Genomic DNA, 14,646 nt, shown 5'->3' on the forward strand with positions numbered 1-14,646 from the left:
ACAATCACCCAAAGGGTGTGGAAAAACATATTTTCATAATTGGAGTGTCTTATTTCAGTTTTAAATTTATCCATTTTCTTCAGGACTGCCATAATAAAAAAATATCTAATCTCAGCTTTTTAACCTTTTTGAACTACATTTTATTCTTCCCAAACTTTTTTAGCGGACCGATAAACAGGTACAACTCATTCTCAGGTAATTTGAATGATAAGCAATCGATTAAGTTCTCAGACTATCCGGAGGGTGGTAAACGAATTATAAACGGTCTGTTTAAAAAGGTTGTCCTTGCAAATAACCTGTTGCCTTTTTCCATAGTTGCCCTTGATTTAACAGACCCTTCTTTGACTCCGCTAAAAGCGATTTTAGGTATTTATGCCTATATGCTTTATGCCTATTTTGATTTTTCAGGTTATTCAGATATGGCGATAGGCGGTGGAAAAATGGTAGGCATAGATTTGCCTGAAAATTTTAATTACCCATTTTTCAAACGAAATCTCCAGCAATTCTGGGCAAATTGGCACATGTCTCTTACGCAGTGGCTGACTGATTATATATACTGGCCTCTTGTGCGGAAGATGCGCCATGTTCCTAGCCTACGGAAACTACCCGTAACAAATTCAAATATCTGTATTATTATTACTTTCATGGTCTGTGGAATCTGGCATGGTGATGGAATACACTTTTTTCTATGGGGGAGTTACCATGGTATTGGTTTGGCATTATTAAATGTTTATACGTATATTGAAAAAAAATATTTTAAGAAGGAATGGATTTACTTTATTAACAGAACAAAATTAGGTTATTCAATTAGTACCCTAATAACTTTTCAGTATGCAGCATTCGGGTTTCTGCTTTTTGGTTATAATATTGAACAATTAAAAATGTTTTTTGGAATTTTTATATAAGTCTTTTAACCTGTTAAGATGGTAAATTATAAAATAAAAAAAATTAGCCTCTTGATTGTGATAATAACTCTGGACTGCCTCATTGCTGCCGGTTTCGCAGAAGTATGGATCAGGTTATTTATCCCAACCAGAAATATATGCTATTTGACAGATAAAGATATCGGTGTACGGTTTTGCCCCAACCAGAAAACATGGGGTCATGTGGAAAAAAATTATAAAAATGAATTCATAACCAATAGCCTTGGCTTTCATGATATCGAACGGGAGATAGCTAAGCCAGAAAATACATATCGAATTCATATTTATGGGGATTCAATGGTTCAGGGAAAAGCCCTTAAAATTGAAGATACTTTATCGAGCTTAGTGGAAAGGTATTTTAACTCACAAAGCTTAAATAAAAAATATGAAGTGGTAAATATGGCATCTGGAGATGATTCAACAAGTAATCAAATTCGGACGTATGAAGTCATAGGGACAAAATTCAAACCGGACCTTGTAGTATGCTATTTCATGAATAATGATTTTTTTGATAATGTTCAATCACTGCACATTAAAGAATATTCTCCTTACCATAAAATCGGAGAGAATGATAAACTTGTATACATCCCCCCAGTCCCCAAGAATCATGATTCTTTATGGGAAAGATTTAAGCAGAGTTCGCTTCTCTACCGCTTAATAACGAATAAACTGTTTGAGAGCAGGTTTTATAACGATTTAAATGTTCTGAAAGCGGATATCCTTAGCTATCTGAAACATAGCCGAAATAATGGTGATTCAAACGAAGCTTTAAATTACGATGAAATGGTCAGAACCACAATCGCCAATGAAGCCTGGCCTCTAACCTTAAGACTGGTAAAATATTTTAAGGAACAGGTTGAAGGAAATGGTTCTAAATTTCTTTTGGTAGACGGGTCTGGTTTTGAAAACAATCCTGTAGGAAAAACATACTCAAATAAAGACCTGGAAGAGTATTGTTTTGAAAATGAAATTGATTACATTCATGTGTATGAGAAATACAATGAGATATTTTCACACAAAGACCGCGGAAAATATCTGCTTAATGACAACCACCCCACGCCTTATGCAAACAGGGAAATAGCCCTGTTCTTTGCAGAAAAGCTGGAAAAATTTTTAATGAACAACAATAAGAAAATTTCGATGAAAATAAACCAGTAAAAGAGATAGGTGAACGTAAATGATGGAAAAGGAAACCCATGAGAAAATAAAAAATATGATCAAGCTACATGCTTTAATATTTATTTATATTATACAGATACTATTTATTATTATGTATACTGAACCAGAAATTCAACCTTTTGTATATGTTAGATTTTAATAAACGGATGACACACTCTAAACTAAATATCCTGATAACCGTTGACCTTGAAGACTGGTTTCAGGTTGAAAATTTCAAACAATATATCCCTTTTTCATCATGGTCTGAGCGAAAATTAAGGGTAGAAAAAAATGCTCACATGCTTCTTGATCTTTTTGATTCAAGTGAAACCAGTGGAAAAATAGAAATTAGTAGACTGAATTATGCAGATATAAACTCGAATCAACATCCGGTTATCAACAATGACCACCAAGCATCGTTTATCAAGCCTTCGGTATCAAATAAAATTAGAGCTACTTTCTTTATTTTAGGCTGGATAGCTGATCGCCTGCCGCAGCTCGTACAGGAAATAGAACGCAGGGGTCATGAGGTTGCTTCCCATGGCTACAGACATGATCTATGCACCAGCCAAACTAAGCTTGATTTGCAGAATGATCTCATTAAGAGCAAGCATATATTAGAAGATCTAACAGGGAAAGCCGTACTGGGATATCGCGCTCCCAGCTTTGTAATAAATCAAGATATGTTGAAGATTATTCAGGGATGCGGATTTCTGTATGACTCAAGTTACAATTCGTTCACACTGCATGACAGATATGGTCATATTGATATCCCAAAAGATCAAAATAAAAGGTTAGCTTTTGAATTAATCGATAATTTTTATGAAATCCCGGTCAGTAATCTGATCGTTGCTAATCAGGTCCTACCATGGGGTGGAGGCGGGTATTTCAGGCTAATACCATTTTTTATATATAGTTTAGGTGTAAAGCTTAATCTTAAAAAAAATGATGGATTTGTTTTTTATATTCATCCATGGGAATTAGATCCTGAACAACCCCGTGTAAAGGAAGCGGCACCTTTCTTAAGGTTCAGGCATTATACTAATTTGAAAAAAACAGAAACTAAACTTAAAAAATTTATTAATGCTTTCAATGAGTGCAATTTCATCACCTGTCAACAATATATTCATTATAATAGTAAGCAATAATATAAGTAACATTATTTCATAATATCGAATCTCAAATATTGTTTTTTCAAATCTCAAATGACCCTTACTATTAAAAAAATGGAAGCCACTGACAGGATACTTTGGGATGAGTATGTTATTAATCACCCTCAGGCAACACTGTACCATTTATCAAACTGGAAAGATATAATAGAGGGTGTATATGGGCATAAAACTTTTTATTTGATAGCAATGGATAGCTCAAAGATCAAGAATGGAAAATCAGAACAAAAATCGAAATTTTATAATAATAATTCCAATATAGCAGGTATTCTACCTCTTACACATCTTAACAGTATAATATTCAATAACAGTCTTATATCAATACCTTTCTTCGATCTTGGCGGGGTATTGGCAGATAATGAAGATATAGAAAAAGAACTGATTCTTGAAGCAGTAAATATTGGACAGGAATTAAAGGTTGATAATATAGAATTGCGACACACAAAGCCTCTGAATTTTATCCAGGATTTAAGATTAAAAAATCAAAATTTAGGCTATGAGACTCGTGCCCACAAAGTGCGTATGCTGCTTCAATTACCTGATTCATCAGGTGAACTGATGAAATCATTTAAATCCAAGTTAAGAAGCCAAATAAATAAACCTGTTAAGGAAGGTTTAAAAAGCAAGACAGGTGGTATTGAACTGCTTGATGATTTTTATCAGGTTTTTACTGTAAATATGAGAGATCTTGGATCCCCGGTTCATTCCAAAAAGATACTGGAAAAGGTCCTGGTAGAATTTTCGGAAAGTGCCAGAATGGTAATAGTATATAAGGGTACCCTTCCTCTTGCTGGAAGCATAATCATCGGATTTAATAAAATCCTGGAAAATCCCTGGGCATCATCTCTCAGAGACTACAGCCGGTTGAGCCCCAATATGCTTCTTTATTGGACAATGCTGGAATATGCCTGTGATAATGAATTTGAAATTTTTGATTTCGGGAGGTCATCACCTGATGAGGGCACCTATAGATTTAAAGAGCAGTGGGGGGCTACTCCAACCCCTCTAAGCTGGCAATATATCTATTTAAATGGTGGTCCACAGAATGAAGACAAAGATGAAAAAAGTAAATTCGATGCAGCCATCAGATACTGGCAAAAACTGCCTGTCTGGGTGACCAGGATTATTGGTCCAATGATCAGGAAGAATATAGGATTATAAAAAAATGTGTGGAATAGCCGGCAAATATAATATCAAAACGGGCATGTCTGTACCTCATGAACTTATTGAAAAGATGTGTGATAAAATAGAGTACAGGGGGCCTGATGATAAAGGAGTATACACAGCAGGACCTGTTGGGTTGGGTCACAGAAGATTAAGTATCCTGGATCTTTCCGACCTAGGTCATCAGCCTATGTGCTCAGAAGATAAAACAATATGGATAACCTTTAATGGGGAAATTTATAATTTTTTAGAACTAAGAAAAAAACTGATTGAGAAGGGATATACTTTCAGAAGTAACTGTGACACAGAAGTGATAATATATCTTTATAAAGAATACGGAGAGGAGTGCCTTCAGTATCTTCGCGGGATGTTTGCCTTTGCAATCTGGGACAGTGAGCGATCTATCCTATTTATGGCTCGAGATAGAATTGGTAAAAAGCCTTTGTTCTATTATTATAATGGCAATGTTCTAATATTTGCATCTGAAATAAAATCCATATTTGAAGATAAAATAGTCCAGAAGAATATAAATTATGAGGCGCTCAATGATTATTTCAAATATTTATACGTGCCTGATCCAAAGACCATATATCAAAATATTTATAAACTTGAACCTGGACATTTTCTTATTTGTTCAAAGGATGGAATAAAAAATCACGAATACTGGGATATTAAGTTTGATAATGTCAAAACTCAGAGTCTACATGATACATCAAATGAACTGTTGAGCGTCCTTGAAAAGAGCGTAAATTTGAGAATGATAAGTGATGTGCCTTTAGGCGCATTTTTAAGCGGAGGTATTGATTCAAGTGCAATCGTTGCATTAATGTCAAAACAGCAGGACACGCCGGTTAAAACATGTTCCATAGGATTTGATTCGACAAAGTATGACGAAGTTGAGTTTGCTAGAATTATTGCAAAAAAATTTGGCACAGAGCACCATGAGTTTACTGTTAAAGAAAATGCCGAACAGGTACTGAAAAAGCTAACATACTTTTTTGATGAACCTTTCGCAGATTCCTCATCAGTGCCGACTTATTTTGTGTCCAAACTTGCAAAGCAGAAGGTAACAGTAGCCCTGTCAGGGGATGGTGGTGACGAAAACTTTGCCGGATATGAAAAATATTATCTTGATGATATAGAAAATAGAATAAGGTCAAAAATTCCCCGCACAGCCAGGACTCTATTTTTGCCTTTTTTGTCTCGCCTGATAGCCCCATTTAATAACGATCTTTTTAAAAAGGGATCAACGCTCCTGAAAACACTGAGCTATGAATCTGATTATGGTTTTTTTCTAACTAATACGGATTTTGATGATAGCATTTTAAAAAAGGTGTTGAATGAGGATACAATAAGGAAAATTGGAGACTATGATCCATTTTCTGTGACAAGTTACTACTACAATAAAGCTGATACAGATAATCATCTGTCAAAAATTCTTTATACTGATTTAAAAACCTATCTTCCGGGTGATATACTGGTTAAAGTAGACAGGATGAGTATGGCAAATTCTCTGGAGGTAAGGGCGCCTATTCTTGATCATAAAGTTATCGAATTCGCCGCTTCTATCACTCCTGAATATAAATATAACAGAGGAAATAAAAAATATATTTTGAAAGAAGCTTTTAATGGAATATTGCCCAATGAAGTGATTTATAGAAAAAAGACAGGATTTTCTGTCCCTCTGGCCGAGTGGCTTAGGGGGGAGTTGAAAAACATGGCCAGCCAGAGTCTTTTTAATAAAAATGCAGGCATTAATCATTTTTTTAAAATGGATGAAATCAAAAAGTTATGGAATACACACCTGTTAAAAAAAAGAAACTATTCTGGTATTCTTTGGAGTTTGTTCATGTTTGAATTATGGTTTCAGGAATTTATAGAGTGAAGTTGCTTAAAGGCTATTACAGATTGAGAATAGAGTAGAGTTTTAAAAAAATATGAAATTTTCGATTATTATTCCCGCATATAACGAAGAGAAACACCTTCCCGGCTGTCTTGAATCAATAGCCATGCTAAATTACTCAAAAGATGAGTATGAAATTATACTCGTAGACAACGGATCTTCAGATCGCACAATAAAAATAGCTGAATCATACGGGGCCATTATTTTAATAGATAATTCAAAAACTGTTTCCGGTTTAAGAAATCTTGGAGCATCTACTGCGAAGGGAGAAATCCTGGCATTTGTTGATGCTGACTGCATAGTAGATAAAGACTGGCTTAAACAGGCTGAGATATATTCAAGAGATGATGCAGTTCGTGCCTGGGGGTCTCCTCCTGTTATACCTGAGAATGCAAGCTGGGTGCAGGAGGCATGGTATCTTGTCAGACAAAAAGTGGAAGAGGTACAGGAGGTGGATTGGCTGGAATCCATGAATTTGTTTGTTCAAAAAGAGATTTTTTTTTCAATCAATGGTTTTAATGAGAAACTCGTGACATGTGAAGATGTCGATTTCTGTTATAGGCTCAAGGAGTATGGAAGTATCATTTCTGATAAAAAAATAAAAGTCGTTCATCTCGGAGAGGCTGAAACAGTGCGCGAGTTTTTCAAAAAGGAAATATGGAGGGGAAGGAGCAACCTGGCTGGTATTCTGAGCCATGGTTTTTCTCTTAATGAGATGACAAGTCTTTCAATTCCTTTTTATTTTGGCCTGTTCCTTCCTGTAACCCTTGTGATATTCATATTTAATTTTGATCATAGCTGGTTATGGATATGGGTTGTAATTTATCTCCTGCCAACTATAGCCCTGCTTTTAAAATTAAGGAAAAAAAAGATCACATTTAAAAATTTGGGGCGTCTGCTATTCCTGGTACAGGTCTATTTTTTTTCAAGGACAGTTGCTGTTTTAAAAAAAACATAAAGAAAATATTACCCATTTCTAAATGTAACAAGCGAAACTTAAATGTATTTATGAATCTGTGTATCCAATATACTGGAGTAATTCATGGCTAAGGCTGAGATATTTCTTTATATCATTTTAGTCAGCATATTAGCCGCATCGTTTTTCAGGCCATATATTGGTGCTATCGCATATTATCTTATGTCAATATGGGTTCCGCATCCTATATGGCCCTACGTATTTGCCCAAGTGCCTCGCTTAACATTAATTATCGCCGCTGGCACACTTCTAGGGTTTGGCAGAGCAGCATTAACCGGGCGCATTGATTTCACAAAGTTAAAATCCAGGCAAAACATATATTTATTTATCCTGTTGCTTTTTGTAATTTTATCATATGTCTTTCCGCCCTATGATGTGGATACTGGAAAAATAGTTGGTTATATAACTCCTGAAACACTTATTGATAATATGTTGAAAATTATTTTATTTTATTATGTCTTGATTCTAGTGGTAGATGAACTGCATAAACTGAAATATTTGTCTCTTATAATGGTGTTTACAGGCGTTTTTTATGTGTATTGGGGGAATAATGAATATCTATCCGGGAATCTAATGCTATATGGAAATACATTAGTTGGCCCCGGATTGAGAGACTATGAAATGGGGACTGTTTATACTGATGAGAATTGCTTTGCCATGTTATTTGTTACGGTTATACCATTTCTATATTTCATGGGAGTCTATTATAAAAAGAAACTGATAAAATATTTTCTATGGTTGAATATACCTTTTGCCTGGCATTGTATCTTTTTAACAGGGTCAAGAGGAGGTCTGGTCGGGCTTGGTACGGTTACAATGTTTATGGCCCTGAGATCCAAAAAAAAGTTATTTATTGCGGCTATTCCCATTGCCATGATTGCAGCTTTCATATGGCAGGGAGGTGATTATACTAAGAGCAGAGCCGACAGTGCGTTAAACCTGGAGAAAGATAGTTCTGCCCAGCAGCGTTTCCAATCGTGGACTGCCGGGCTTAAAATGACTATAGCTCATCCGCTAACCGGTGTGGGTATTGGAAATTTTCTTGTTGCCTATCGTGATTTCGCAAAGACTGAGCGTTTTGTGGCCCATAATACCCTCATACAATTTTCTTCAGAATGCGGCATGATAGCCGGGTTAATGTATCTTTTACTCTGTTACGGAGTTTTTAAAGATTTTTTAAAGCAGATTAAAATGGAACAGAATAATTTAGACCCTCTACTTATAGCAGTCAATGAATCAGTCACCGGAAGTATGATAGGTTTTTTTGTATGTGCTGTTTTTCTTAACCTTGCCACCTATGAGATTTTTTATTTTTTTCTGGCTTTAAATGCAATAAAATCTCATCTTTTAAAAAAATCCAATGAAAGTCAGACTCAGAATCCCTTGCCGGAGTTTTCATAATGAATATCCTTTTTTTATGCCATCGTATCCCTTACCCACCCAATAAGGGCGATAAAATCCGTTCTTATAATGAGATAATATTTTTATCCCAAAAACATAAGATATATCTTGGGACAACACTTGATGAAAAATCCGATAAAAATTATACCCCTGAATTAGAAAAATATTGCGAGGAGGTTTTTGCAGTTCATTTTAAAAGAAGATGGAGGTTATCGAAAAGCCTGCTTTCAAATAAACCATTTTCGGTCTCAAATTTTTACGATAAAAGGCTTCAGGCTTATGTAGACAGGGTCTTGAAAAATAATAAAATAGATATCATATTCTGCTTTTGCTCCAGTATGGCAGAATATGTCTATCAAAGTCCGGCATTTAAAAACGATGATATTTCAAAAATAAAAATGGTAATGGATTATGTTGATCTGGATTCAGATAAATGGCGACAGTACTCTGAGTATACGAAGTTTCCTAAAAATATTATTTACAGGATAGAGCAAAAAAGGCTGCTTGAGTATGAGAAAAAGATTAATGAAATTTTTAATCATTCAGTGTTCGTTTCAGAGAGGGAAGTAAATGTCTTTAAAAGATGGTATCCTGAAGCGAAGAATATAAAAGTTATCCAGAACGGTGTAGACAGTGAATTTTTCTCATCAGATCCTGGAACATTTACCAGTATGGAAGAGGCTGATGATTCATCATTCAAGCTTATCTTTACCGGTGTAATGGATTATTTTGCCAATGAGGATGGAGTGAAATGGTTTTGCAGGGATATATTGAAAAAAATAAAAAGTGATATCCCCAATGTTGAATTCTATATTGTAGGCAACCGGCCGACCAAAAGGGTGCAGAAACTTTCTAAAGTAGATGGAGTTTTTGTTACCGGATATGTTGAGGATATCAGGCCTTATTATGTAAAAGCAGATGTATGTGTGATACCACTAAGGATAGCCAGAGGCCTTCAGAATAAAGTGCTCGAAGCAATGTCCATGGGTAAGGCGGTGGTTGCTACTTCAAATGCCAGTGAAGGCATTATCTGCGAAAATAATTCAGATATTATTATAGCAAATGATGCCGAATCTTTTGCCAGAGAGGTAATTGATCTTCTCAGAAATGAGAACAAGAGAAAAGATATTGGAAATAGCGCATATCAAAATATCAGAACCAACTATAAATGGGAAACAAACCTGGCAACTTTTGAAGAATTGTTTGGAAAATATACTGAATAAAATGTAACTTATGTTGAGAGTCTTGTATAAATGCTTATTTTGAAAATCCCATATTTCATGGATGATACAGGCAGTGTTATATTAAGTCGTAATTCTAATATATTCAACTCGGAGTTTTAGGGGACAATGTTTTTTTCGAACGTCACTGATCAAATAATTAAATTTTTTGGATCAATTATCTTTAAGCCAAAACTTGAGATACCAGAGATTCATAATGCGGAAGATTATCAGAAAGTAATTATTTCAATTATCAAATGGATAAATGAATTATTCCCTTCCCCTCGATCAAACTGGGAGCTTCTTAAAGCGGTAAAAAACATACATAGTGAAATATTTGTTTTTCAACAGAAGTTTTCCTCAAATATACCCGAAAGGCTTTTTGTTAAGAGATTCATAATTCAGCAGGATGTGAAAGGCAAATTTGATTATGAGAGTTTGGATAGGGAATATTCAGCGCTTGTATTATTAGGAAATTCAGATAACAGTAATGGAGTTTTTATTCCTGCTGTATTTGGAAAAAATTATGAGCTTTGTTCAATATTGATGAGTTATTGCGAAGGCCGGAGCTTTTTTAATGTTCTTTTTCAATCACCTATTAAATTATTTATTAATAAATATAATTTTCCCCAATATACTACAAGTCTAAAAAATTTGGGAAGGTGGTTAAAAGAGTTTCATGACTTGGAAACCAACATTAAGACTTCACAAAATGATATTAGGGTGAAACTAGATAACGATCTTTTAGACATAATAACTCGAGTGCAAAATTTGGGAATATCTGCAAAAAGTGATTTTACACCTGAATTATGCAAAAAAATTATTTCTACAGCTTCTGATTTGACAAAACAAATTGTTATGCAAAGAAAGATATTAAAAAATGTTCACGGGGATCTTACCCTTGCTAATATTCTTTATGATTCAGGTACGCTTTATTTGCTTGACTATGGATTCTGGGGCGCAGGTTTTCCTGAGGATGATTTGGCAAGATTGTATCTTGATCTTAGAAATATTGGATGCTATAGCATGTTATTGAAATCATCTAAAAAAGGGATTTTGTCATCCGCTTTTTTTTCCGGGTATGGCATTAAACAAGGCTGTCCTGATTTGGAGGATGCCACTTTGAGATTTTATTTGATAAGACATACAATTATAAATATTTACATGTACTCGTTTATTGCGGGAAATAAAAGATTTCTTAATCCGTTTATTTGTAGATTGTTTTATTGTTTTCAAAAAAATTTTTTACTGAGTATTATTTGAGTCAAGAGCATATAAAATAAAATTTGTATAATGGAGTAAAGAGTGAACGAAGCAACAATAAAATTCAGAATAAAAGAATTTACCTGGTATACGCCTGTTGACTTTGGGAACGGGTTGATTGCCCGTGGAAATTATCTGGTAAATACAGATAGTGATTCAATGCATTTCGGATCAGGAAAATGGAAATATATTATCGAAAGAAATCTGCCTGATATCCAAGGGAAAAGGGTAATGGATATCGGATGTAATAATGGGATTTCGTGCATTCAGATGGCCAGAATGGGTGCGAGGGAAGTAATTGGAATAGACTCTGAAGAAACATGGGCAAAATGGAAAGAACAAGCCCTGTTTGTCAAAGAGGCATTAGAGTGGAGATGTCATACTAACTATCCCATAACATACATCAATTCCAATATGGCTCATATTCCTGAATTAGCTCTTGGTCATTTTGATGTTGTTACAGCACTGTGTTGTATTTACTACCTTGAAGATATTGAAATAGCTTCATTGCTGGCTTACTTTAAAGAACATGTTGATACAATTATAATTCAATGCAACACCAACAGAAAAGATCAAACTGCAGAAGTTCATAGGAGAGCGTTGCCTGTTTATATTGAAAAAGCCCTGAAAAATGTCGGGTATAAATACATCTCGACCGATAAACCGTTTCTATATGAAAGGCCGGTTGTGGTGGGATCGAATTTCCCAATTAAAAAAAATGGCTGCCAAGGAAAAACTGATAAAATACGAAATTGGATCAGGAAGAAATTCTAAAAGAATTTTAAATCTCCTCCCCTCTATGGAAGCCAGCCTTTGATTTCAAAATATGACCTGGTTGGACGAAATATAAAAATAACATCTGTTTTAAAGCTGTTTTATAAGCTGCATCAGAAATTCAGATACAATACAGATGGCGGGTTAAACCTTTCATTATGAAAACAATTAAAAATAAACAGCAAAGATCTGCCCTTCAAACCCCTGGATAAACTTACAGCAAACAATGGGTAATAGACTCAAAATAGTGCATGTTACATTTGACATGTCGATAGGTGGGGCTGAAAAGGTCATTTATAACCTGATAACCAACACAGATAAAACCCGATATGACGCATCTGTTCTTTGTCTTGGTAAAATCGTAGGCCCAATTGGGCAGCAGTTGATTAGTATCGGGTATAAAGTTGATATTATTGCAAGGGAACCAGGCTTTGATATTTCTCTTATTTATAAAATACGAAGATATGTACAAAAACATAAGGTGGATGTGCTGCATTGCCACCAGTATACTCCATATGTATATGGCGTCTTTGGTTCCATGTCTAATTCCTGTCGAGTGATATTCACCGAGCATGGCAGATTTTTCCCTGATGAAAGAAAGAAAAAAAGGGTGCTGATAAACCCTTTTCTAAATCTTTTCACAGGGTATGTTACTGCCATTTCAAAAGCAACACGAGATGCCCTGGTGGATTATGAGAATTTTCCATATAACAAGATTAAGGTAGTATATAATGGAATTGATGATTTGAATTATCTTTCTTCTGGTGATCCGGAATTAAAAAAAACATTGGGAATAAAGGATGGCGCAAGTATTCTTGGAACTGTTGCCAGACTTGATTCAATAAAAAATCAGAGGATGATGATAAATGCCTTAAAATTGGTACATGATAATTACCCTGATACATACCTGATCATTGTTGGTGATGGCCCGGAGAGAAAAAATCTCCAAGAACTTGTATCCGGTCTCCATGTATCGTCAAAAGTTATCTTTACTGGATTCAGTGAAGAAGCCCATATCTATTATAAGATAATGGATATGTTCCTGTTAACATCATTCAGTGAAGGAACTGCCATGACGCTCCTAGAGGCAATGGCATCAGGATTACCATGTATCGCAACAAATGTCGGTGGGAATCCGGAAATCGTGAAAGATTCTGAAACCGGTATTCTTGTTCCTGTTAATGATGAAAAGCTGCTTGCTGATACCATATGCGCTCTGATCAGTAATAGATCATTGAGTAAAAAGCTTGGTGAAGCCGGCAGGAAAAGATATGAAGAGAAGTTTACAGTGGAGAAGATGGTTGCAGCGTATCAGCAGATGTATGGGGAAGAGTGAGTAGTGAAGAGTGAGTAGTGAGTAGTGAAGAGTGAGTAGTGAGTAGTGAAGAGTGAGTAGTGAGTGGGGAGGAGTTGATACATGAGTTTCAAACCGCATAAGAAGTTAGAAGCCTGGAAATGTTCGATGGAACTCTGTAAGACTATATATCAGGTGTGCAAAAAACTCCCTGTGGATGAAAAATATGGTTTGGTAAATCAAATGAAGCGAGCCGCAGTCTCTATTCCAAGTAATATAGCAGAAGGGGCAGCGCGAAATTCAAAAAAGGAGTTTAACCAGTTTCTCAGCATCGCTTTAGGATCATTATCTGAATTAGATACCCAGGTGGAATTATGTGTTAATTATCTAAATCTATTAAAAGATGATGATATCTCCGAAATCAATGAAAAACTTGAACAAATTGGTAAAATGATTTCTGGCTTAAAAAGATCACTCAAAACTACTAACCACTATCTACTAACTAATTACCAATTAAAAGCAGACAATGGACTTAAATAAAGCCATCACAATCCTAAGAGGAATTATCTCGAATATTATCGCGTTAGTATCTCCAAAGCTATTTATAAAAGTTACACAGGAGACAGGAAGAGGAGGAGACTTTAACAGGGATGATGAATTAATATCATACAGTAAAGATGTATATAATGATTACCTGAGGGTGCTGGGCAAGGTAATTAATAACCCTTTGGATCAATTAAAAGATAAAATCATTCTTGAGTATGGTCCGGGTGATTTTTTGGGGACAGGCCTTATTTTTCTTTTAAATGGCGCAAAGCGTGTATATTGCATTGACCGGTTTCCCCTGGTTGATAAGGAGAAATACCTTGATGTATATAAAAAGATCATACAAGCGTACGATTCTTCCAGCTTGAAAAAATGGAATGATATCCTGGGCAGGGATATCATATATATTTCTGCAGAAAATAGAGTCTATCAAATTCCGGAAAAGGCCGATTTTATAGTATCACGGGCCGTTCTCGAACATTGCAATGATCTTGACAGCACCTTTAAGAATATGAATTATAATCTAAACACAAACGGTATAATGATACATAAAGCTGATCTGACTTCGCATGGAACTCATAGAAAATCTCCCCTGGATTTTTTAACGTATTCCCCTATAATATGGTCTCTTATGACAAGTCAAAAGGGTTATCCCAATAGATGGAGGAGAAATACTTACCGTGAGTTGTCAAATCGCAATTCTTTTAAAATAATTTTTGAAGAGTCCCTCTACGAATTTTCAAAAGAGGAGCTAATAAATATAAAGCATAAGCTGGCAAGTTCTTTTCGAAATCTAGCTGAGGAAGAATTATTATGTTCGGATTACTTTTTCGTGGCGGAAAAAATTGATGCAAA

General features: G+C 35.2%; 13 protein-coding genes. All 13 read left to right on the forward strand.

Translation table 11 applies throughout. The features are described from left to right. A partial coding sequence (locus GX654_06580) for a hypothetical protein (protein NLD36517.1) occupies positions 1-905 on the forward strand: 905 nt, incomplete at its 5' end. 201 nt (positions 906-1,106) lie between these two features. Beyond that, entirely contained in the window at positions 1,107-2,081 is a 975-nt protein-coding gene (locus tag GX654_06585) for a hypothetical protein (GenBank protein NLD36518.1), read from the forward strand. A gap of 146 nt (positions 2,082-2,227) precedes the next feature. Next, the gene (locus GX654_06590; protein ID NLD36519.1) at positions 2,228-3,229 is read left to right on the forward strand and encodes a DUF3473 domain-containing protein; all 1,002 of its coding nucleotides are present in this window, start codon (positions 2,228-2,230) and stop codon (positions 3,227-3,229) included. Between the two features lie 165 nt (positions 3,230-3,394). After that, positions 3,395-4,411, forward strand: a complete 1,017-nt coding sequence (locus GX654_06595; GenBank protein ID NLD36520.1) for a FemAB family PEP-CTERM system-associated protein — start codon at positions 3,395-3,397, stop codon at positions 4,409-4,411. Positions 4,412-4,415: 4 nt separating this feature from the next. Then, entirely contained in the window at positions 4,416-6,299 is a 1,884-nt protein-coding gene (gene asnB, locus GX654_06600; protein ID NLD36521.1) for an asparagine synthase (glutamine-hydrolyzing), read from the forward strand. Between the two features lie 52 nt (positions 6,300-6,351). Next, a complete protein-coding gene (locus GX654_06605; GenBank protein ID NLD36522.1) occupies positions 6,352-7,275 on the forward strand; it encodes a glycosyltransferase in 924 nt (307 codons plus the stop codon). 84 nt (positions 7,276-7,359) lie between these two features. Next, a complete protein-coding gene (locus GX654_06610; protein NLD36523.1) occupies positions 7,360-8,694 on the forward strand; it encodes a hypothetical protein in 1,335 nt (444 codons plus the stop codon). Next, on the forward strand, positions 8,694-9,917 hold the full coding sequence (locus tag GX654_06615; protein ID NLD36524.1) for a TIGR03087 family PEP-CTERM/XrtA system glycosyltransferase: 1,224 nt from the start codon (positions 8,694-8,696) through the stop codon (positions 9,915-9,917). The genes GX654_06610 and GX654_06615 overlap by 1 nt, the downstream gene beginning before the upstream one ends. 126 nt (positions 9,918-10,043) lie before the next feature. Beyond that, positions 10,044-11,177, forward strand: coding sequence for a hypothetical protein (locus tag GX654_06620; GenBank protein ID NLD36525.1), 1,134 nt, complete (start codon positions 10,044-10,046; stop codon positions 11,175-11,177). A 42-nt stretch (positions 11,178-11,219) separates the two neighbouring features. Further along, the gene (locus tag GX654_06625; GenBank protein ID NLD36526.1) at positions 11,220-11,951 is read left to right on the forward strand and encodes a DUF1698 domain-containing protein; all 732 of its coding nucleotides are present in this window, start codon (positions 11,220-11,222) and stop codon (positions 11,949-11,951) included. Between the two features lie 226 nt (positions 11,952-12,177). After that, positions 12,178-13,287 carry a glycosyltransferase gene (locus GX654_06630; GenBank protein NLD36527.1) on the forward strand — a complete coding sequence of 370 codons (1,110 nt, stop codon included), beginning with the start codon at positions 12,178-12,180 and terminating at the stop codon, positions 13,285-13,287. 81 nt (positions 13,288-13,368) lie between these two features. Continuing rightward, positions 13,369-13,785, forward strand: a complete 417-nt coding sequence (locus GX654_06635) for a four helix bundle protein (protein ID NLD36528.1) — start codon at positions 13,369-13,371, stop codon at positions 13,783-13,785. Further along, the coding region (locus GX654_06640) for a methyltransferase domain-containing protein (protein NLD36529.1) at positions 13,772-14,646 on the forward strand (875 nt) is incomplete at its 3' end. The genes GX654_06635 and GX654_06640, both read left to right, overlap by 14 nt.

This window comes from Desulfatiglans sp., assembly GCA_012513605.1.
GTDB lineage: Bacteria > Desulfobacterota > DSM-4660 > Desulfatiglandales > HGW-15 > JAAZBV01.